The organism is Paenibacillus sp. FSL K6-1096, assembly GCF_037977055.1.
In the GTDB taxonomy this organism is placed as follows: Bacteria; Bacillota; Bacilli; order Paenibacillales; family Paenibacillaceae; genus Paenibacillus_AQ.
This window is the reverse complement of record NZ_CP150274.1, coordinates 6,473,380-6,494,762: the sequence shown is the minus strand read 5'-3', so window position 1 is coordinate 6,494,762 and position 21,383 is coordinate 6,473,380. Positions and strand designations below refer to the sequence as shown.

Annotated in this window: 20 protein-coding genes and 1 pseudogene; 3 read left to right on the top strand and 18 right to left on the bottom strand. The window is 54.2% G+C overall.

The genetic code is table 11. The annotated features are described in order from the left end of the window. Positions 1–374: 374 nt before the first annotated feature. The 12 genes from MHI24_RS28365 to MHI24_RS28310 all read right to left on the bottom strand — a co-directional run bounded on the left by MHI24_RS28365 (position 375) and on the right by MHI24_RS28310 (position 12,969). Positions 375–968 carry a flavin reductase family protein gene (locus MHI24_RS28365; protein WP_340022897.1) on the bottom strand — a complete coding sequence of 198 codons (594 nt, stop codon included), beginning with the start codon at positions 966–968 and terminating at the stop codon, positions 375–377. A 30-nt stretch (positions 969–998) separates the two neighbouring features. Beyond that, positions 999–1,937 carry a ring-cleaving dioxygenase gene (locus tag MHI24_RS28360; RefSeq protein ID WP_340022896.1) on the bottom strand — a complete coding sequence of 313 codons (939 nt, stop codon included), beginning with the start codon at positions 1,935–1,937 and terminating at the stop codon, positions 999–1,001. A 220-nt stretch (positions 1,938–2,157) separates the two neighbouring features. Next, the gene (locus MHI24_RS28355) at positions 2,158–2,754 is read right to left on the bottom strand and encodes a hypothetical protein (protein WP_340022895.1); all 597 of its coding nucleotides are present in this window, start codon (positions 2,752–2,754) and stop codon (positions 2,158–2,160) included. A gap of 2 nt (positions 2,755–2,756) precedes the next feature. Next, entirely contained in the window at positions 2,757–3,239 is a 483-nt protein-coding gene (locus MHI24_RS28350) for a GNAT family N-acetyltransferase (protein WP_340022894.1), read from the bottom strand. 93 nt (positions 3,240–3,332) lie between these two features. Beyond that, complete coding sequence (locus tag MHI24_RS28345) at positions 3,333–4,211, bottom strand: MerR family transcriptional regulator (RefSeq protein WP_340022892.1); 879 nt, start codon at positions 4,209–4,211, stop codon at positions 3,333–3,335. A gap of 54 nt (positions 4,212–4,265) precedes the next feature. Further along, positions 4,266–5,531 (bottom strand): serine hydrolase domain-containing protein, encoded by a 1,266-nt coding sequence (locus MHI24_RS28340; protein ID WP_340022891.1) that lies wholly within the window; start codon positions 5,529–5,531, stop codon positions 4,266–4,268. Positions 5,532–5,567: 36 nt separating this feature from the next. After that, on the bottom strand, positions 5,568–7,166 hold the full coding sequence (locus tag MHI24_RS28335) for a hypothetical protein (protein ID WP_340022890.1): 1,599 nt from the start codon (positions 7,164–7,166) through the stop codon (positions 5,568–5,570). After that, positions 7,159–7,872, bottom strand: a complete 714-nt coding sequence (locus MHI24_RS28330) for an ABC transporter ATP-binding protein (protein ID WP_340022889.1) — start codon at positions 7,870–7,872, stop codon at positions 7,159–7,161. The genes MHI24_RS28335 and MHI24_RS28330 overlap by 8 nt, the downstream gene beginning before the upstream one ends. A gap of 72 nt (positions 7,873–7,944) precedes the next feature. After that, positions 7,945–8,697, bottom strand: coding sequence for an ABC transporter ATP-binding protein (locus MHI24_RS28325; protein ID WP_340022888.1), 753 nt, complete (start codon positions 8,695–8,697; stop codon positions 7,945–7,947). Positions 8,698–8,706: 9 nt separating this feature from the next. Continuing rightward, complete coding sequence (locus tag MHI24_RS28320) at positions 8,707–11,025, bottom strand: ABC transporter permease (protein ID WP_340022886.1); 2,319 nt, start codon at positions 11,023–11,025, stop codon at positions 8,707–8,709. Next, positions 11,010–12,308 carry an MFS transporter gene (locus MHI24_RS28315; protein ID WP_340022884.1) on the bottom strand — a complete coding sequence of 433 codons (1,299 nt, stop codon included), beginning with the start codon at positions 12,306–12,308 and terminating at the stop codon, positions 11,010–11,012. Before MHI24_RS28315 ends, MHI24_RS28320 begins: the two co-directional genes overlap by 16 nt. Next, the gene (locus MHI24_RS28310) at positions 12,301–12,969 is read right to left on the bottom strand and encodes a TetR/AcrR family transcriptional regulator (protein WP_340022882.1); all 669 of its coding nucleotides are present in this window, start codon (positions 12,967–12,969) and stop codon (positions 12,301–12,303) included. The genes MHI24_RS28315 and MHI24_RS28310 overlap by 8 nt, the downstream gene beginning before the upstream one ends. A 209-nt stretch (positions 12,970–13,178) precedes the next feature. Between MHI24_RS28310 and MHI24_RS28305 the strand changes: the two genes are divergently transcribed. Then, positions 13,179–13,784 carry a histidine phosphatase family protein gene (locus MHI24_RS28305; RefSeq protein WP_340022881.1) on the top strand — a complete coding sequence of 202 codons (606 nt, stop codon included), beginning with the start codon at positions 13,179–13,181 and terminating at the stop codon, positions 13,782–13,784. Positions 13,785–14,319: 535 nt separating this feature from the next. Here the strand turns inward: MHI24_RS28305 and MHI24_RS28300 are convergent. Then, positions 14,320–15,366 carry an aromatic ring-hydroxylating dioxygenase subunit alpha gene (locus tag MHI24_RS28300; RefSeq protein WP_340022880.1) on the bottom strand — a complete coding sequence of 349 codons (1,047 nt, stop codon included), beginning with the start codon at positions 15,364–15,366 and terminating at the stop codon, positions 14,320–14,322. A gap of 688 nt (positions 15,367–16,054) precedes the next feature. On the opposite strand from MHI24_RS28300, the gene MHI24_RS28295 reads away from it, so the two are divergent. After that, complete coding sequence (locus tag MHI24_RS28295; protein ID WP_340022879.1) at positions 16,055–16,597, top strand: NADPH-dependent FMN reductase; 543 nt, start codon at positions 16,055–16,057, stop codon at positions 16,595–16,597. Positions 16,598–16,689: 92 nt separating this feature from the next. Here the strand turns inward: MHI24_RS28295 and MHI24_RS28290 are convergent, their stop codons facing one another. Continuing rightward, a complete protein-coding gene (locus MHI24_RS28290) occupies positions 16,690–17,757 on the bottom strand; it encodes a helix-turn-helix transcriptional regulator (protein ID WP_340022878.1) in 1,068 nt (355 codons plus the stop codon). A gap of 211 nt (positions 17,758–17,968) precedes the next feature. Between MHI24_RS28290 and MHI24_RS28285 the strand changes: the two genes are divergently transcribed. Further along, on the top strand, positions 17,969–19,096 hold the full coding sequence (locus MHI24_RS28285; RefSeq protein ID WP_340022876.1) for a saccharopine dehydrogenase NADP-binding domain-containing protein: 1,128 nt from the start codon (positions 17,969–17,971) through the stop codon (positions 19,094–19,096). Here MHI24_RS28285 and MHI24_RS28280 read toward each other — a convergent pair. The 4 genes and pseudogenes from MHI24_RS28280 to MHI24_RS28265 form a co-directional block, all read right to left on the bottom strand. Beyond that, positions 19,068–19,540, bottom strand: a pseudogene (locus MHI24_RS28280) (DUF817 family protein). The gene MHI24_RS28285 and the pseudogene MHI24_RS28280 sit on opposite strands and share 29 nt — an antisense overlap. Continuing rightward, positions 19,537–19,785, bottom strand: a complete 249-nt coding sequence (locus tag MHI24_RS28275; RefSeq protein ID WP_340022875.1) for a helix-turn-helix transcriptional regulator — start codon at positions 19,783–19,785, stop codon at positions 19,537–19,539. The pseudogene MHI24_RS28280 and the gene MHI24_RS28275 overlap by 4 nt, the downstream one beginning before the upstream one ends. 10 nt (positions 19,786–19,795) lie before the next feature. Then, the gene (locus MHI24_RS28270; protein ID WP_340022874.1) at positions 19,796–20,284 is read right to left on the bottom strand and encodes a DUF2975 domain-containing protein; all 489 of its coding nucleotides are present in this window, start codon (positions 20,282–20,284) and stop codon (positions 19,796–19,798) included. A gap of 94 nt (positions 20,285–20,378) precedes the next feature. After that, a complete protein-coding gene (locus MHI24_RS28265) occupies positions 20,379–21,263 on the bottom strand; it encodes a LysR family transcriptional regulator (protein WP_340022873.1) in 885 nt (294 codons plus the stop codon). Positions 21,264–21,383 lie beyond the last annotated feature (120 nt).

Genomic DNA, 21,383 nt, shown 5'->3' with positions numbered 1-21,383 from the left:
CGACAGTTTATTAACAGTAACATATCTCCATGAGGGATGCAATCTTTATTTCTTATATAAATAACCCTGGCGCTTCCGCCAGGGTTTTGTTGTGGTATAAGACCAAAGTATCTACTTGGCCTAAATTGCCTATTAGCACTGTTCGCGGATGTGCCGGGGTAACAGTTGGATTTTCTACACTTGCTTAGGAACGATAATCGAACTTAAGAACAATAGTTGGAAAAATGACATCTGTTATACCGCCACACCCCGATTAGTTAGCTTTGCTCGCAAATGAAGTAGCATTTATCCAACTAATCTCCCCTAATGTTGCTGATTGGCCAAATTAAGATACGTTTATCCAACTAGTGTCCTGCCCTTGCCAAGGTTCACGGTTACACCGGCCGCTCAATCTCAAAAATCTCTCCAATCCCCGCATAGCTGTTCCCGGCCAGCCGGCTAACCGCGCCCAGCTTCACCGGATCAATGCGTCCCTGCCCGTAGATCGCCTCATCGATATGAAACTGCACAATCCGGCCGATGATCAGATCATTATTCGGCAGCTCTACGCATTGCTCCAGGACACATTCCATCCGCACCTTCGCCTCTTGAACGCCTGGAACGGCAATCTGCAGGCTGTCTACAGGTGTCAGTCCGGCTAATGCAACCTCACTCTGGTCCGGCGGCAAGGGTGCAGCAGTCATGTTCACCTGCCCTACATTCTGCCCGTCTACAATGTGAATGACGAATTCCTTCGTCTGCTTAATATTCCGCGCTGTATCCTTGGACTGGCCCGCAGCATGCTGAATGGATACAGAGATCATCGGCGGATTGGAGGAGACGATATTGAAGTAGCTGAACGGCGCACCGTTCAAGACCCCTTTTTCCGACAATGTGGTGACAAAAGCTATCGGACGCGGGATTATGCTCCCGATCAGCAGCTTATAATTGTCCCGTTCGGTGACCTGCAGCGGATCAATGGCAATCATGGGCGTGCCTCCTCTTTGGTTACAAGCAAATTAATCAAGCTCTCTTACCGTCACTGGAATCAGGACTTGTTCAAGCTGCGCTCTGTGCGGCTCGTATTGTTCCGGCAGCTTCAGGCTGCTGCCCATCGTCTCCGGCGTTTCATCATGGGCGAAGCCTGGAGGATCAGTGGCAATCTCGAACAGAATCTCGCCACGCTCTCTGAAGTAAATAGCGTTGAAATAATTCCGGTCCTGCACCGGTGTCACTCCATATCCATTATCATGCACATACTTCTGCCATTCAAGCTGATCCTGATCATCCTTCGCTCTCCAGGCGATGTGATGTACGGTGCCGACTCCCATCTCCCCGCGCGGTACAGCCGTCAGCTTCAGCTCAACGACGTTGCCCAGATCCGCCGAAGACTGGTAACGGGCGACATCGCCTTCCTGGCCTACATAGGTGAGGCCCATCACCTTCTCCAGCAGCTCTGCGGTTTGTTCAGGCTGTGTGGACAGCAGCGTTGCGCCGCCGAAGCCCTTGATCGCCACCTCCGGGGTCACCCCGCCGAAGGTCCATTCATTCCGCTCGCCGGCCTCCCGTTCCACCAGCTCCAGATGCAGGCCATGCGGATCATCGAATTCGAGATACTGCTCCCCGAACCGTTCCATCTCCGTGTAGGCAACCTTGAACTTCGTCAGCCGCTCTCTCCAGAACGTCATTGCTCCTACAGGAATCACATACGAAGTGACACCAACCTGTCCCCCGCCGAGCTTCCCCTGATAGGCGCCTGCCCAAGGGAAGAAGGTAATGATCGTCCCCGGCTTCCCGCCTTGGTTACCGAAATAGAAATGATACGTTCCCGGATCATCGAAATTCACCGTTTTCTTCACCAGCCGCAGCCCCAGCACCCCTGCATAAAAATCCATATTTTCCTGCGGATGCCCGACAATTGCGGTGATATGATGAATACCTGTGGTTTGTTTGTTCATTTGAAATTCCTCCTTGATTTTATTTTGGGTAGACGGACAGTTAGTTATCAATTGATTTTATCTTTATCTTAAGATATTTGTCTGAAAATTATCTTTAAGTTAAGATATTTTATATTCATACTTTACTTGTTCTGGCTCCGGTTGTCAAGCGGTTGATTGCAGCAGCTTTTAAACGAAATAGCCCCTTCTGTTGAAGAGGCTGGAATATACGTGCAAGCAGCTATAGTTTAAACACAATGTCATCCTCTGCCGCACCGGTGTTTAACCCCCCAAGTTTTTTGAACCTGAACTCCATTCCAGACAGATCATCAGGCAACGGGGGCGATACAACATATTTATAAGCGGCATGGTCCGAATTGCTTGACCCATTGATCATCCGGCAGTCATAGTCTTCACCTATGGAGAGCTCCAAGCGGATCATCGTCTCGTGATTGTAATGCTGATCCTCCGGCGCTTCCCAATCGATATTTATCACAATAACGCTCGCATTGCTGTACTGTCTCATGGAGGTTAGGCTAAAGACATAGTCTCCTTGTTCGATCGCCTGCAGGATCTGAATATGCCGTCTGAATCCTGCAGGTTCAGCCATAGGCTTGAAATGCTCTTCGTTCATCATGGTCATGAACAGAGAATCTATTAACCCCTCATAAAGCCCGTAGCGGGCAGACCATTTAGCCACAAGCTCTTCTGTAGGCAACGCCTGCTTGTTATTTAAAATGTCTTTTCTCTGCCTGATCAGAGCACATATCTGCTCATCAATTTCTGTTAAGTTATCATCATAATCAACCGCTGGACGTGGTAAAGACATTCGTTTCATCCTCATCCCTCCGACTTCTCATAGAAACACAAGGTCATCTTATCATTGATTTCCCGGGTTTCATTCGTCCTTTTGTAGCCCAGCTTCTCATACAAATAGCAATTACGCTCCTCCTGCAACACGGTCGCCAGCCCCCACGTTTTCGCATCCGCATAGATCTCTTCAATCAGGGCGAAGGCCTGCTGAGCGATGCCTTGGCCTTGACATTGCGGCAATACGCATATTTGGCCGAGCCAGTATTCATGTTCACCTGTCTTCTTGACTCTGATGCTGCCTACCGCATTTCCGGCGTTTCGGATAATATAGTAATCCACAAATTCCTGATTCATCCGTTCTAAGAGTCTCTCCATCGTTTCATTAGCCGGATTGGTCTCATAATCCTGATATTTCTCCAGGAGTGGCATGAAGGCTTCCAGCTGCATGGCATAAATCGCCGCCGCATCCTCCAGTGTAGCTTTGCTTAATGTAACCCCTGAACTTGTCATTGTATGTACCCCCTCCGCCACTTTTCCCTCTCAGTATTTTTCAAATTCGTCTTATATAATGTACTCCTCCTCTCCTCCAAGGTATAGTTACATTTATTTCACCATTACAGGTTCCAGCAGGCTCAAATCATATAGATTCCCGCTGCCCTCTGGATAATCATTGCGGATATGCTCTTCCAGACAGAGTCTGCTGCGGTCAGAGCGGTACTTTTTGCTCCGGGATAACTGGTTCATTAGCGTTTTCCAGGAGGTGCCAATATCGTCACTGCTGTCCAGCTTAGCATACAGACCGCCGGGCAGCATCATTTCCTTGAAGGGCTCAGGTACGGTGATCCCCTCCGGGATTGACGCACAGATGCCGTAGCCGTAGGGCTTGCCTGCCTTGCCTGGCATAGGCTTCATATTCCCGCCGAACAACCGCGCAGTGCCCAGAAGATTCGCTGACTTCAGCCAGTCCATGACCGGTTCCATAGCCTGATCTTCCGGGGATACGTCCACCACGATATGATAAGCAACTCTCATTACCGGGAGTGTAATCACTTTGAAGGTTTGCGGTACAGCCTCAACGCTCTTCATCCATACATTCTCCATTTCGGTAAGCAGTTCCTCCAGCGCGGAGGTCCTCTTATTGGAATTGTTCAGGTAATCGAGTACCTGATGTAGTTGCTGCCCGGCCCGTTCCAGCCCTTCCTGGTGCACCTGAAGAGCTGTTGTCCGGTTCTGAATCGCCCGCTTTAGCCCAGGCACGGATTGCTTGTCGAGAATAGGCTGTATCTCCCGGATAGGAATATCCATTCTGCGCAGCAGCGCTGTGATCCGGATACATTGAACCGCCTGCTCATCGTAAGTACGCCATCCTGAAGACACCTCTCTGCGGCTCTGAAACAACCCTTCCGCTTCCCAGTGCCGCAAGGTGCGGCTCGTCAGCCCCAGCTGCTCTGATATTTCATGTATGGTCACCGTTTTGCTCATTTTGCCCTCCTTCCTGATCTTATTCTTATCCTATCACTTGACGCAGCGGCAACTTCAAGGGGCCAATCGGGCATATCCGAAAAAAACATTCTCCCCCTGCGCATTCTCAGTAATACGATAGGGCTGGCGCTGGTCATAGTACCGCTGGACAAACTCTCCGTCGCCTACCGGGTATAGCTCAATATGTACATTGCCGGTGAATCTGGTGAAATACAGCTTCCCGCCGATTAGCTCAATTTGAATTTTGTCTTCGAGATAGGTCCCGCAGTAGGTTCTTAGGCGATCCTCTCTGAGCTGAAGCTCAGGATGCCGGGCCGGAGGCTCTGCCTCAATATGATGCAGAATATCTGCAAGGGCACCGCCCAGTCTGTATTGATTGATCGCTTCGTTGTTTGAGAGAATGATAATGCACAGATCCTCCGCGAAAAAATTCTGCATATACGTGCAAATCCCCAATTGATCGCCCCCATGGGAATACCGTTCTTGCCCATAGAGGGTGTGATGCTCCAGACCATAGCAATAGCTGTTATCATTTTCCTGGAAAAATCGTTCATAGCCCTCAGGCGAGAGCAGCTTCCGGTCGCGCAGGCAAGTATACCATTTGTACAAATCCGCACAGTCCGATACAATTCCGGCTGCACCAATGCTGAACTTCTCGTTGTAGTAGGGACATTTGACGGTTGCCGCGAAGTCTTTAATATAATTGCTGGACCTGTTCATAATCACCGCGCAGCCGTCATCTACGGTGGTGCTGTTCATCCCAAGGGGCAGGAAGAGATGATGCTCCAGGAACTCCCCGAACGGTTCGCCCGATACATGCTCAATGATCCAGGCCAGCAGATTGTAGTTGGAGTTATTGTAATCGTACGCCGTTCCCGCCGGCTTGACGGGCTGCTTGTTAATATATTGCCGGAAGAACCTTGTGCGGGAATAGTCAAGCCGGTAATCACCGCCAAAGAAATCATTCTCAAAGTTATAAAAGTTGTATAGACCGGAGGTATGCGACAGTAAATGATGCACCGTAACTGACTCATCGATCTTCAGCTCATCAGGCAAATACAGCTGCGCGGGCCGGTCGATATGAAGCAGCCCCTTGTCATGCAGCAGCATAACGGCGAACGCCGTGAATTGCTTCGACATTGAGGCGAGCGAGAAGCGTGAATCCAAGCGGTTAGGCACTCCGAATTCTATACTTGCATAACCGCATGCCTTCTCGAACAGCACCTCACCCTGTCTGATCACCTGAATCACGCCGTACATCTCCCACAGCTGCAAATAATCATTTACATAATTTTCAAGCTTCGCACGGATGTTGTTCATAGAATTCACTTCCTTACTTATTGGAATCAGCGGCAGCTATAGCTTCTGAAACAACCGTTCCCCGCTAATCTGGATATACCTGTACATTCCGCCGCAGACCGCCGCCAGAAGCACGCTGTATCCCAGGAGTATGAGATTTCCGTTTACATCTGGAAGCAAGAATAGCAGGAGGAACGGAACCGCCAGGCTGACGACGCCCAGCAGCATCGATACCAGCACCGCCGCACTCTGCTTGACTACCGCAACCTCACTGGTCCACTCCAGCTTGGGCAGCTTCAGGTTCACGATTACACCCAGCAGGGCGGAATAACAGGCATAGATGACCGGAACCGCCAGCAGGAAAAGGCTCTCCACCCATCCGGCCCGCAGCGTATAGATCAGCAGCCCGGCGCTTATTACAATAACCGGCAAGGTGATCGTAAGGTTCACGGCAGCCTTGCTGAGGATGATGGCGGGCTTGGATACGGGAGAGCTGGTTAAGATCCACAGGTGCTTCCCTTCCATCGAGACCGAGCTTGCACTAGTGCAGCTCAGCACAACAAACAGTGACACCGCCAGCGGACTGAGGGTATTAAGCACCTCGGCAAGCTGCGGAATATCCAGGATCGCCCCGAGCTTCTCTGCGCTGACGAATAACAGGGAGACCGACATCACCAGCAGCATCACCATGCCAATGCCTGTGTTCAGCACATAGTTGACAGAGCTGAAGTAACGCCGCAGCTCCTTCTGATACAAGGCTTTGAAGGCCGAGTTGGCCTGGAGCGGCTTCATGGTGTACCGGCGGCCGGCACGGCTGGTTGTAAGTCCTGTGTGAATCGCCTTGTACCGGGTAGCCAGCAGGGCAGAGAAGAGCACGAAGGCCAGCAAGGACAGGGCAATAAAGAAGATTAGCGCACTGACCTTATACGAGCAGACAGCATCTACATATATAGACGCCAGCGGGTACAGCTTATAGATCCTGTCGCCTATGGCTTCCCCTATATCGGCAAGCTGCTGATTACCGCCACCCAGAAGGAATGAGCTTGACATAAGCACAATAATGAATACGAAGGTAAAAAGAATGCTCAGCAATTTGCTCGCCCTGAAACGGGAGGATATGAAGCTGATCAGCGCGCCAACAATCGTAGCCGCAATAATCGGCACCAGGCTGATAAAGAAGAGGCTCAGCACAAAAAACAGATAATACAGCACGCCCGGCTTCACATAGATCGCGTACACTGCACCCGCTGGAAGCATGATCAGCAGCGTAAAGAACAGGTTCATCACGTAGAGCTGGAGCACCCGGCTGGCCACCACATGGCTGGTCTTCACCGGCAGCGACATGATCATATCGAAGTCCTTGAAGCTGAACAATACTCCGCCCGCCTTATAGACGGTTGTGAAGAATCCGACCAGTGAAGCCGCCGCCATCATCACCGCCAGCAGCAGGTCCATCCGGTCCAGCGCTTCGAACGTCTTCGCCATCATGAAGCTGTAGCTGAATGACAGCACCCCTGCCAGGAGCAATCCGAGGAGCATGGACAGGCTGACCAGCAGCGCCTTCCGTCTCTCCGCCGGTTCTTTGGTATGGAGCGCTTTGTTGAGGCCGAAGGAGGACAATAGCTGCAGCCTGGTTAACCGCCAGATGTTAATCATTGTCAATCAGCTCCATGAATACGTCCTCCAGGCTGTTCTCGCCCCTGACCTCTTCAGTCTTGCCGTGGGCCATCAGCCGGCCGCCCTTAATAATCGCTATCTTGTTGCAGAGCTTCTCCGCCGTATCCAGCACATGTGTCGAGAAGAAAATGGCCCCGCCCCGGCTGCATACCTCGGCCATAATCGTCTTCAGCGTATGCGCAGCCTTCGGATCAAGACCCACAAACGGCTCATCCAGCACGAACAGCTTCGGCTCATGAATCAGTGCGGAGATAATCGCCAGCTTCTGCTTCATGCCGTGGGAATACGAGGAGATCATATCGCCCAGATGGGGAGTGAGCTGAAAGGCATCACTGTATTTCTGGATCAGCCGCTCCCGGTCAGCCTTTGATACCCCAAACAGATCGCCGATGAAATTCAGATACTGGATGCCGGTAAGATGATCGTACAGATCGGGGTTATCCGGTATGTAAGCCATCTTCGCCTTGCAGGCGACCGGGTCCTTCCTGATCGAGAGGCCGTCAATTTCAATTTCCCCCTGTTCAAAATCAAGCACGCCTACCACGGCGCGGAGGGTGGTTGTTTTGCCGGCGCCGTTATGCCCGATGAAGCCGTAGATATCGCCCGGCTCCACCTTCAGACTCAAATCATCGACAGCCTTCTTGCCGCCTTTGTAGCTTTTGGTAAAATTTCGGATTGTCAGCATTTCCTCTCACCTCTTCATTGGTGTCAGCAAATAACTATAATACGAACAGTCCGGGCGAATCGTTCATTTCAATTAAATCCCAATCTCCCGCATCTTTGCCGCGATTTTGTTCATGCGGGCTTCCAGCGCTTCGCCGCTGTATTTCGGCAGCCACAGATCGCTGACGATTCTGCCGTCGCACATGAACATAATCCGCTCCGTTCTGGCCGCAACAGTAACATCATGCGTGACCAGCATGACCGCTGTTCCTTCCTTATTGACCGCAGACAGCAGGTCCATAATCTCTTCGGCTGACTTCTGATTCAGCGCCCCGGTCGGCTCATCCCCGAAAATAATTCTCGGGCTGTTCATCAGCGCCCGGCAGATGCCCGCCCGCTGCAGCTGCCCGCCCGAAGCCTGAGTGATCTCCCGCTTGGCAAGCTCCGCGATGCCTACCTTCTGCATCAGCCATCTGGCCTTATTCGTAATTGCCGCTGCTCCCCGCGGGTTATCCCGCAGCGCAGGCAGGATGATATTATCCAGAATGTTCAGATTCTTCATCAGCGTCGGCTGCTGGAATACGAAGCCCATGGCGGTTCTGCGCAGGTCAGCAAGCTCGTCGTCATTCATCAGAGCCAGATCCTTGCCCTCAAAAGTAACCTGCCCCCCGTCAATCCGGTCCATTCCGCTCAGGGCGAACATCAGTGTAGACTTGCCTGAGCCGGAAGGTCCCATCACCGAGACGAACTCGCCTTCCCTGATCTCGGCAGATACCCCGTCCAGAACGTTCCGCTCCCCGGTTCCGTATCTTTTCAATATATTGTCACCTGTAATGATGGTCTTCATCTCTATCATCTACTCCTTAATATTCCCGGATATTTGGATGCGTCCGATGCCCGAAGCGCCGATAATGGTGGCAATCAGCACGGAGCCAAGCATCATTAGCGGGCATAGCACATATGCCGACAGCGGATTGACCACAAATCTGAACGTTGATGCCCCGAAGGAAGAGATCACGGCCCCGGCCAGGCTCTGCCCCAGTGTATTCGCCAGCAGCGTGCCTAGCAGGGTCCCCGCCAGGAGAATAACGATAGAACGCGTGTAATATTGGGCGGTCAGATCTGAATTCCTGAAGCCCAGCGATTTCAGGACTGCGATTGAATAGCGGTCCTTAGCAACCAGCATCCGCATGAACAGCAGTGTAATCAGAATGTTAATGACCAGCACCACGGCGATGGCAGTCCATGCAGCCTTGCCGGCGGCGCTGATGGTCGAGCCGAAGGTCTGTCTGACATATTCATGAATATCCGACACCTTGGCATAGCTGAACCGTTCTGCATATTCGCTGACCTTGCTGCCGGTCAGAGACGAATCGGCAAGCTTCGCATAGATCGTGGACCACATCGCCTCCGCTGAATCCGTGGTGAACACGGCCTTGGCCGTTTTGCCGCCATTGGTCACATCCGAGTAGATGCCGCATACCGTAAGCTTCCGCGCTTCCCCGTCCACCACCAGCGTCATCGTGTCGCCGGACTTCAGAGCCAGCTCCTTGGCATTCACTGCGGACAGGGCGATTTCATCCGCATGCTGCGGCCCGCGCCCCTCCGAGTAGGCCACCGGGAAGACCGAATGATCGCCAAGCTCGACCTTGATCCGTTCCTCCAGCCCATTGTCCAGCCTCACCTTCAGCGCCCGGGTAGTCAGCACGGCCTGGCGGGTGACCGCAGCATCCTGCTCCATGGCCCGGGCAATCTCTGCCGCCTTGTGCGGAATACCGGAGGTCTGCTGAATGTCCAGGCGCAGATCGCTGTCTCCGATTCCCATGTAGGTGATGAAGCTCCGCGAGGAGATTGTATTATAGAGATTCTGGGGAACAATCATAATGAAGGAAGAGAGGATTAGAACAACTAGCAGGGTTATGTACAGTCCCTTTCTGGCGAGGACATCCTTGATGCCCAGCAGCACATTCGTGTTCAGCAGCCGGTTCCCGCTCAGCGTCCAGCGCCCTGCCCCTGCCGGGCGGTCCTGCGATACGCCGAAGCGGATCGCTTCTACCGCAGAGATTCTGCGGAAGCGCTTCAGCACCCGGTTCACATAAGCGACAATGGTCAGGAAGACGAGCGCGATGCCGATCATTCCGCAGACCGGGGCCAGCAGCGCATGCCCGCTCTCGCCCATATACAGCCTGATGTTCTCCAGCAGCAGGCCACGGAACACGAACGACAGCGCATAGCCAAGCAGACTGCCTACCGCTGCGATTGCGGCGTATTTGGCCAGGTAGATTTTACGCAGATCAGAGACCCTTAAGCCAATGGCCTTCATCACCCCAATCTCGCGGTAATCGCTCTCCATCGTGGCCAACAGAGTGAAGCGGATGCACAGAAAAGCAATGATCACAACCAGCACGCTTGCCAGCAGAATCACCCCAATCATCAGCCCGTCGGAGATCGCATTCAGGATGCGGAACAGCGTATAGGTAATTGCCGGCCCGTTGGCTTCAAGACCTGCTGCGGTATAATCGGCCTCAAAAGCACTGAGTGTGGACAGGTCCTTAAGCCGGAACTCAATGAGGTATTCCGTGCTGCCGAAGGGTAGGATGGCTACATAATCGTGCGGGCTGACGAGGAATCTTTTGGATGAGGCAAGCAAGGAATTCATCTGGGAATCCCGCAGGAACCCCGCTACCGTCAGACTGGTGCCCTCCACCTGGACGATGCTGCCCACCTTCGCAGAACCATCCTTCAGGTAGCTGACCGGAACATAAATCTCCCCGTCCCGCACCGTGATTACCTTCCCGTCCAGATCAAGCAGATAATCGAACTGTGCACTCTGCATACTGAAGCCGTTATCCTGAACACTGTCCGTGAGCGGGCGGCCGTCAATCGCAATCCGTGCCCCCTCCACATTGAGGAATTCGAGGATCTGCCAAGCCGAAACCTTATCATTCTGCTCCGCAAAAGCCTTCAGCCGTTCCCGGTCCAGCTCACCGGAATGCATCTGCACGAAATGCGGCGTCTTGGCGCGCGTCATCAGCGTATCAATCGCTCCGGTCAGATTGACGATCAGAATCGCCGACAGGGAGACCAGCATCGCGGCAGCGGCGACGAAGATCATGGTAGTCAATGTAGAAGCTTTGCTGTTGCGGATATCGTTACGTATTATTCGGTAATACATGGGCCACCCCTGTTCTCTAGACTATGAATTGATTTCAAGCGCGAAATAATGATTGAAGCGGCACTCAGCAGCAGTCCGGCAATAATGATGAGCAGGCCCATTCCGCGGCCGCTGCCTGTGCCGATAATTCGTCCGACACTGTCCGCCAGCACCCCGCCCTGCACCAGCAGAGGAGTAAATACATAGTCTGCCAGCACCCCGGCCAGCATATATGCTGCAACGAATCCAAACTGGGAGAGCAGCCCGATCAGAGACCAGGCTCTTCCCTGAACGGAATTGTCGATGTTGGTGCGGACAAGATAATCCAGGGCAGTATTCGTGAAAGGCAGCATCGCAAAAAACAAAAAGCCCGACAGCCCGATCAGTATCACATTCTCACGCAGTCCGAAGGCGGCAATGCTGAGGCCTGAGCAGAACAGCGACACGGCCAGCATCCGGACGAAATTTCTGCGGATGGACAGCGCTCCAATAATTGCACTGGATACGAGCATCCCCGAAGCCATCACTGTCTCCAGTGTCCCCAGAACCGTGCTGTTCGAGAAAGCCAGAATCATCGGCATAGCTAATGTCTCGATGAAGCCGATGAAGAAGGTCATGACCGAGGTCATGATGACCAGGATAAGCACGCCCCGTCTGCCGGAGACCGCCTTCCAGCCCTCTTTGAATTCCTGAATGAAGGCCTGGGGCTGTTCTGATTTCTTGGAGACAAGCCCGCTGCGCACCACAAGTGTGGCAGGCATTGTCACGAAAAAGGTACAGATATCGATGATCAGCAGCAGCTCCACATCCGCTACCGCCAGCAGCAGACCGGCGATGAGGGGAGAGATCAGATATTTGGCGGAGCCTGCAATCTGGACGAACCCGCTGGCCTTCGTGTACTGCTCCTCGGTGAGCATATCGGTAATCGTCGCCTTGTAGGCCGGATCAAGCAGCGAGGAGAACACCGAGCTGACGGTCACTCCGATGCAGATCTGCCATAGCTGTGCGCCTCCGTTCAGCATACAGATCAGAATGTAGATCAGGCCGGTCGCTGACAGGCTGTCGCCCAGCACCATCAGCAGTCTGCGGTCATAGCGGTCAGCAAGCACGCCGGCCACCGGACTGAGCAGCAGCGAAGGCATGAAGGCCAGCAGCGTCACCAGCGCCATGGCGGAGGTCTGTCCGGTCATCTGCAGGACGTATATCCCCAGACCGAACGAGGTCAGCCCGCTGCCGATCGCCGAGATGAATTGCCCCGACCATAAGAAGAGAAATTTCCCGAAGCTGCTGCCTGCTTTATTCATGGCCAGCTCCCTGCCCTGCTTCGCCCGCGCTGCCGAACATCTGCATTACACTCATCAGGCTTCCGCTCTTCGCACCGAGCAGCCGCTCCACGTTGGCAATGAACGCCAGGATACGGGACATGCGCATCTCTTCCGTCATCTCTATCATGTCATTATCAAAAATCGTAGTGGCATACACCACCACCATCTCCATGCATTCATAGGGATACTCTGTATTGAACAGTCCCTGTTCTATCCCTTCACTGATGATCGGCGCCAAAATGGGCGGAACACCGGCAATGACCGCCTTCTGCACCTTCTGGTGCATCAGCGCATTCTGCGGCTGGTGAATATGCTCCATAATCTCGCTGCTGCCGCTGCCTCCCCCGTTGCTGATATTCAGCGCCATCACCACCCGCAGCATCCGGTCGATGACCGGAATGCTCCGATCTCCTGCAATCTGCTTCGCTGCTTCCAGCATCCCGGCATTCGTCCGCTCAATCAGCGCATCCATAATATCTTCCTTGGACTTGAAGTGGTAATACAGCGTCCCCCGCGCTATGCCCACCTTGCCCAGAATATCGTTTGTACTGGTGCCGTCAAAGCCCTTCTGGCCAAACAGCTCCGCCGCCGCGTCAAGAATCTCGTTTCTGCGTTCCTCGGCTTCTTTTACAACTCTCATTGTCATGTCTCCCCCCAACCCCATCGACCGACTGTCTGTCGGTAAGTGGTTACAGCGTATCACGTTTTTCCGGAAATGTCTTGTAATTAATTGGAATATGGTAGTGGCTGCTTCCGTTCTTGAACATTCTGGAAGAGGAATGATAGACTTAACAGGATGCTCTACTAGAGAATTATGGTAACGTTCTACAGACAGGAGGCGATGGAAAGTTGACGATTTATCTGGTAAGGCACGGCGCGGATGATGAAGGGTACCGCGGGGGATGGAGCACACGTGGGCTGAACACTGAAGGGTACAGACAGTCCGAGAAGCTGGGCCGCTATCTGAAGGAGAATCAGGATTTATACAAGATCAAACGTATCATCAGCAGCGATCTGGCGCGGGCGCTGGATACAGCCGGGGAGCTGGCAAGGGAACTCGAGTTACCTGTTGAGCGGAGTATAGATTGGAGAGAAATGAACAATGGCGTAATCGCCGGAATGCCCAACGAGATTGTGAATGAACGGTATCCGGGCCTGTATTTCAGCAGCCTGCGGATGGACGAGCGTTATCCCGGCGGCGAGAGCCCGCAGGAGTTCTTCTCGCGTATCCGGGAAGCATTCACCCGCTTGTGCGGAGAGCAGGCCGGGCGTGATCCGGACGATAATCTCATCCTTGTGACCCATGGCGGAGTGATCGACAATATTTATTACCTCATCAAAGAACTGGACTGGAATAACCTGACCACCCCGTTCCCTGCAGACTATACCAGCCTGCACAGAATCGAGCATCTAGATGGGAAATGGAGCCTAACCTTGGAGAACTACACGGTGTAGGACAGGACACACATAGGCCCGGAAGGTGAAGGATGCCAGTGCTATTTACCAGGCCGCAGGCGGTGACTCAAATTTCTTCGCCTACCTGTTAACGCGCCCATTGTAATCGGTTTTCCGATTACATTCGGTCCGTACACCCTCGACGTGCGCACTGTAATCGGTTTTCCGATTACATTCGGTCCGTACACCCTCGACGTGCGCATTGTAATCGGTTTTCCGATTTCATTTGACCCACGCGCCTATGCAACGCCGAATGTGTTCGGTTTTTCGATTACATTTGGCCCACGGGTCCACGCAGCGCCGAATGTGTTCGGTTTTTCGATTACATTTGGCCCACGGGCCCACGCAGCGCCGAATGTGTTCGGTTTTTCGATTACATTTGGCCCACGGGCCCACGCAGCGCCGAATGTGTTCGGTTTTTCGATTACATTTGGTCCACGGGCCTACGCAGCGCCGAATATGTTCGCTTTTTCGCATACATTTGGCCCGGCCAACGAGAGTCTGCTCTCTTCAGCCGGGCCAACCTGTTAGCCTCTTACGAGGTATAATTCCGTCCCAGCCCGAGGCTGCTGAGCAGCTGACGGTAGGCAATGGAGGTCCGGTCTGCCGGAATGTGGGCTTCGGCCTGGAGATCCAGCGGCAGATCCTCCGGCGTCTGCGCCTCCACCATATCCGCATCCTCCTGGAACACCTGGAGGTTGAACTTGATGGTATCCTCGACCGGAGCGTTCTTGTCGAAGTTCCGCGAGATCGGGCAGAACAGCCGGGTATAGCGGGCGGACACCGGTGAAGCGCAGTTCAGAATCTTCAGCCGGCCCTCATCGGGGAAGTAGACGGTCAGCGAAGCGGCGAACGGGGCAAAGACGCGGAATTCGCGCAGCCACTGGAAGCCCTCCGGTGCGGGATTCTCCTGTCCCTTGCCATAGTTGCTGACCGTGCTCCAATATTCAGCCACCAGCTCCGTCTCCCCTTCGCGCCATACCTTGTACTGGGGAACCTCCGTATTGTTGCGGTCCCCGAAGGTTGCCGTATGCACATACGCGAAGTGGGATACATCAAGGAACCCCTCCATCTGCCGTCCTGAGGAGCCGGCAATATCAAAGCTTGGAATAAGGATATTGATATAGTCCGGATCATCCCAGGCCGGGAAGGCGGGAATCTGCTCCGGGGCGCCGCCCAGGCAGGTCCAGATCAGGCCATAGCGCTCGACCGCAGGATAGACGATCAGCTTCAGGCGGGGTGAGATTTTGGCATTGGGATGCGCCGGTACGGCCGTGCACTTGCCTTCACAGTTATAGCGGAAGCCGTGGTACGGGCATACAATCTCGCCGTTCTCGACCCAGCCTTTGCTCAAGGGGGCCCCGCGGTGAAAACAAAGATCCCGGGCCACCACCACCTTGCCCCCGCTCCGGTAGCAGACCAGCTTCATATCCAGCAGCTTCACGGCCACCGGCTGGTCATGCACCTCCTCCGCAGCCGCGACCGGATACCAGTATTGGGCCAGAATCCGCCAGTCCTCCGGCGAGAAGGTGCAATCACGCGGGAGTTCCAGCTCTGCCTGCTGCTTCTTTTCCTCTATCATGGCTCCCCCACCCCTTTATGTTTAAGAATAGTTAATTATATGTCAGGATAACTGACTTGTTGAGTGTATTTTAAGCGGTTTTCACCTTTCAAATCAATTAATCCCCCTTACAATTTGTATCTCTGCCTAAATCCACTCTACATATGTTATGCATCATGACATATTAGCCGCCTGATCAGATACAGAAAAAGGATCGTCAGCCGATGACCGGTGAAATTAAGCCTTTATCCGAGGTATTGGAACAGCCTTTCTTCCAAGAGCCTATGGACGAAGGTATTGCCGTTGTAGCGGTAGCCATTTCGATATACCCATCGTGCTGATGCTATAACCGCAAGCTGGTGGATTGCGAAGTATTATTTAAGCACTGCTGAGGTATAGTAAAGTATTGGGTGACGTTCAACGAGAGCCTGCGTCCACCAGCGCGTGGCAGCCACTATGACGGCTGTACCTTATGTGGTTAAACGGCTGGCCGGAGAGATGAATTCTGCCGGCTCCAGACATTAACTGAGCAGCGCCAATAGTTGTGGTCCATTGCCTTTCCCGGATACGGGTCGGCTATGGACTGTTTTCATTCCCGCAAAAGGTTAAAATACTTTCAAAAAATAACTTGCTTTATTTTTGTTATTAGATATAATAAAGACATATCAGCAAGACAAATTACGGAAAACAAAACCAAGGAGGAATTACCATGTCAACACTTAACATCGGAATTATTCTCGGAAGCACACGCCAGGGCCGCGTAAGCCCACAGGTAGGCGAATGGGTTAAGGGCATTGCTGACGCCCGCGGCGATGCAAATTATGAGATCGTAGATATTGCCGATTTCAAGCTGCCGCTGCTCGGGGAGAGCGACAGCTATGCTGAAGCCCAGGCCTGGGCCGCCAAGCTGGCTACTCTGGACGGATTCGTATTCATCGTTCAGGAATACAACCACAGCCTCTCCGGGGCGCTGAAGAACGCACTGGACTCTGCCCGTGAAGAGTGGAACAACAAGGCTGCCGGTATCGTAAGCTACGGCTCCGCCGGCGGTGCCCGTGCCGCTGAGCATCTGCGCGGTATTCTCGGCGAGCTGTCCGTTGCCGATGTGCGTGTCCACCCGCTGCTCTCGCTGTTCACCGACTTCGAGAACGGCTCGGTGTTCAAGCCTGCTGACCTGCATACCGCTAATGTCAATGCGATGCTGGATCAGCTTCTGGCCTGGAGCGGTGCACTGAAGACTCTGCGCCAGTAAGGCACACCGGCAGTTCACTATAGATTAGCAAACAGGGGAAGACCCGGAGCCGCTTCATGGCTTCCGGGTCTTCCCCTGTTTCAGTATAATGTCTAACGCGGCAGCAGCCTGCTGATCAGCTCCCGGCGGCTGGATACGCCGGCCTTGGCGAAGATCGATTTCAGGTGGTCCTGCACGGTATACGCAGAGATATGCAGCGACTCGGCCAGCTCCTTGGTCGATAACCCCAGCGACAGCATCTCGGCAAGCTGCTTCTCCCGCGCGGTGAAGGCAAAAGCCTCAGCCAGCAGCCTGAAGACATCCGCAGCACGGGCGCTGACAAATGACACCGCCAGCTGCCGCTCCGGTCCGCCAAGCAGGCTTGCTGTTACCGTCAGATAAGCTCCGTCGCCGGTCTGGAGGCAGATTCTTGCCGGTGAAGGCTCAGCCCCCGCGGGCTTCTTCTGCTGCTCCGCAAGTACCCGCAGACAGGCTGCGCGTACCGGTCCGGGCAGCGCTCCATCCGCCAGCTTCTCCTTCTGCCGGAGCTGGGCCAGCCAATAGTCCGCCGCCGCATTCGCGCTTCGCGGAGCCAGCTCTTCATCCAGCACCAGGATGCCGTTGTCCTCCGGCACTCCGTTATCCGCTGCGGTGACCGGCGGCACAGAGGCATAGCCGCGCAGACGTTCGGCGATCAATGGCCCGGCGGCTGCGATCAGGGCGCATTCCTGCTCCCCGAACGGCGGATGTCCAAGCGGCCTGAACAGGGTCAGAAACCCCCAGCAGACCCCGCCGGTCCGCAGCGCGGCCCGCAGCTCATCGCCGAATCCGGCTGGCTGCAGCACCTTGCGGTAGCGCCTGCTCCGTTCAGGCTTCCCGCCTGTAGCGGCGCTTAAGCAGACCACCGGCATATCCGCCCCGGCCAGCTGCGCGTAGTTCATCTCATCCTCACGCAGATATTCATATTCCAGCAGCACGGCATGCACTGCTTCGAGTCCCTGCTCCGTCACTGCTCCCGTCGTTAAAAGCGTATGCGGGTCTACTGTCGTACAGCAGGCCGCAGCAAATGGAACCAGTTGGCGGAGCCGCGCAATCACCGCTTCCCGGTACTGCATCGAATCCAGGTCCGGCCCGCCCCGCGCCGGATCAAGCTGGGCTATACTTCGTAACGCCTCGTTCATCTTCTATCCTCTCCGAAATCCCACAAATGTGGGATAGTCTGTTGCCCGTGATATCCGGATAATAATACACAAAGCACCCCCACAAAGCGGGGCTTTAGCGTAGGTGGTGACTCAGGTACTTTGCGGGGACCCCAAAACATATAGATTCTTATATTTCAAATCTAATTATACCGCAGATACTGCGTGATACCATAAAGGACGGGATTCTATTATGAAAACAGATATTATAGTCATCGGCGGTTACGGACATGTCGGGTCACAGATCAGCCGTATTCTTGGAGCGGCGTACCCCGGCAGGGTCTACGCCGCAGGCAGAAATCTGCAGAGCGCCGAGGCATTCTCCCGCAGTACAGAAGGAAAAGTGAAGCCGCTGCGCCTGGCAGCGGATCAGCCGCTGGACCGGGGGCTGCTGGAGCGGACGAGGCTGGTCATCATGTGTCTGGACCAGGAGGACACCCGGCTGGCCGAAGCCTGCCTTCAGAGCGGGACCCACTATGTGGATGTCTCGGCGAACGGAGAGTTCCTGACCCGGCTCCAGGAGCTGGACCCGGTGAAGCACGGCTTCAAGGCCGCCGCCCTGCTCAGCGTCGGTCTCGCTCCCGGCTTGACCAATCTGCTCGCCGCGCAGGCGGCCCGGGAGCTTGCACATACGGAGTCGATTGATATCTCCATTATGCTGGGGCTGGGTGACAGCCATGGACAGGCGGCACTGGAGTGGACGGTGGACAACCTCACAGCGGATTTCACAATTACGGAACACGGCAGACCGCGTTCCATCTCCAGCTTCACAGAAGCCAAGACTGCTGATTTCGGCTTTGATCTGCGGCAGCACCGGGTCTACCGCTTTCCTTTCTCGGATCAGGTGACCCTGCCGCTGACCCTGGATGTCCCTTCGGTCTCCACCCGGCTCTGCTTCGATTCCCGCAGCGCCACCTCCGCCGCAGCCCTGTTGCGCCGCACCGGCCTGACCCGCCTGCTCCGTAACCGGACGGTCCGCAATCTCGCGGTCAAGGCGCTCAGCCGCATCCGCTTCGGCTCGGAAGGCTACGCCGTCAAGGTAGACGCTTACGGGTCACTGGACGGCAAACCTGCTAAGGTAGAATACGGAATTGCAGGCGTTCATGAAGCGGCCATAACCGCTGTCACCGCTGCCGGGGTTGCGCTAAGGCTGTATGAATCGGCCCCGGAGCCCGGAGTTTATCACATCGAGCAGCTATTCGCTCTCCATGCAGAAGGAGAAGCGTGTGCGCTGATTCCGGCAGTTCCCGGCGGGAGCGATCCCTCGTTCCGTTACCCGCTGGACGGACTGGCTATCTGGTCCCGGTCCTCCCGGCCTTAACATGCTTAAGCTGGGCGACAATGATTACGCTGATAATCACAAGCAGAAACCAGGAGCTGATCTTGCCGGAGCCTACCAGCTCCCACCGCCCGTGCTGGTCCGGGTATTGCCACGCCCCCAGGAAGGTGGCGATATTCTCAGCCAGCCAGATGAAGAAGCCGACAATCGCAAAAGCCAGAACCAGCGGCATCCGGTACGTCTTGCCCTGCACCCGGTAGATGATCCAGGTACGCCAGAATACGAGTACTACCAGGGCTGTCAGCCACCATCTGAAATCAGGAATGAAGTGGTGGGTGAAGAAGCAAGCAGGATCAGATCATAGCGGTGGATGAACGGCAGCCGGAACATATCTGTAAGAATTAAAGTTCCGAAGATCGCCACCGGAAAAATACAGCTCATCGCCTGATGATACCCGAAATGCAGCAGCCGTAATATGGGATTCACTCCAGCCCGCCTCCCGCTCCCGGCTCCTCCGGTTCACAAGCATCCGGTATGTATTCCAGCAGATCCCCCGGCTGGCAGTCGAGCGCCTTGCAAATGGCGGACAGCGTTGAGAAGCGGATCGCCTTCGCCTTGCCGTTCTTAAGGACTGACAGGTTCGCCATGGTGATGCCAACCCGATCTGTAAGCTCGGTCACACTCATTTTCCGCTTCGCCAGCATCACATCAATATTCACTATAATCGCCATAGTCATCACCTCAGACTGTCAGATCATTCTCAGATTTCAATGCTATCGCCTCATTCAGGAGCTTCTGGAGTACCGCCGCGAATACGGCAATGACCATTGAAGCGAAGATCAGGATCAGCCCGATCACAATAATGCCCGGGGCATCGTCCTTCTCCGCCATCAGATAGAACAGCGGCAGCCCCAAGGTGAACATCCCGCTGATGGATACCGCCGAATGCTTGATATGCTTCAGCACCCGTACCGAATCCTCCGAGAAAGCCGCATTCCGGTCGATGAAGCCTAACAGCCTGTAGGCCTGGAACAGGGCAATGAAGAACGGCAGCGCCGCCCCGTACAGATCGATCATCACCAGCACCATAAGGTAACGGTGACCCGGATACAGCTCCACCGCAAACTCTGCGATAGCCGGTACGGCAAAGATACACAGTGCCAGCGCCGCCAGCGCAAACAATATAATAACCGCCTTCAGAAACGTGGTTGATCCCGGCTTACGGTTCATCACAAACACCTCACTTGTTAAAGTGAGTTTAATTTAACACATTTTTTATCGTTATTCAATATATTTTAATCGATATATAATATATTATTATTGTTTATACCTGCCGGCAGATCTCAATGAACCGCTGTTGCGAAGCAGACAGAGTCTCATTCTTGCGAGTGCAGACGGCAATATGGTTGCTTAGCTGGATGCCCTCCACCTGCACCCGGGCCAGCTGCTTCCATTCCACATAGTCCCGCACAGCCAGTGAGGAGATGAAGTTGGCGCCATAGCCGGCCATCACCGAACGGATTACCTCGCCCAGCCCGCTGAACTGCAGGGTCACACGCGGCGGCTTCAGGCCGTAGGTTGCACATAGCGAGACCAGGCGCGCCCGGGTGGAGCTGCCTTCCTCACGCATCACGAACGGCTCCTGCATCATCTCCGGCAAGGATACGGTACGCCCGGCGAAGGGATGCGAAGGCGCTACTACAAACCACAGCTCATCCTCAAAAAGCTCCAGCCAGTCCACATCCTCCGGCTTCTCCTTGGCTCCGCCACCATAGAAGGCGACATCCGCTTCATGATGCTGCAACTGTTCAAAGGCCTGCTGGGAGTTGGTTGTCGTAATCTCAATCTCCATCTCCGGCTGCCCCGCCTTGAAGCGGGCCGCCCAGCCGGGAACGAGGAAATTCGCCGGAAGATAGGTAGCGGCAATGCGCAGCTTCCCCTTCCTGCCCTGGCGGTAATCCTCGACGAATTCCTCGATCCGTTCCTCATAGGTGAACAGATTGCCTGCCTGCTCCGCCAGCTCTGTCCCGAAGGGGGTCAGCGAGATCCCCCGGCCGCTGGGGTTGAACAGCGTCAGCCCCAGCTCCTTCTCGAATTTCTTGATCTGGCTGGTCACCGCCGGCTGGCTGATGTTAAGCATGGCTGACGCCTTCGTAACGCTTCCCGTCTTGGCAACATAATAGAATAACCTCAGAGCATGAAGATTCATGAGCATTCTCCATTCATAATCTAAATGTATGTTAACCGCACAAACATATATTAGTATTATGAATGATTTTACCTTATATTTAAGACAGTTCCAATACATCAATATTACTAAATGGAGGGA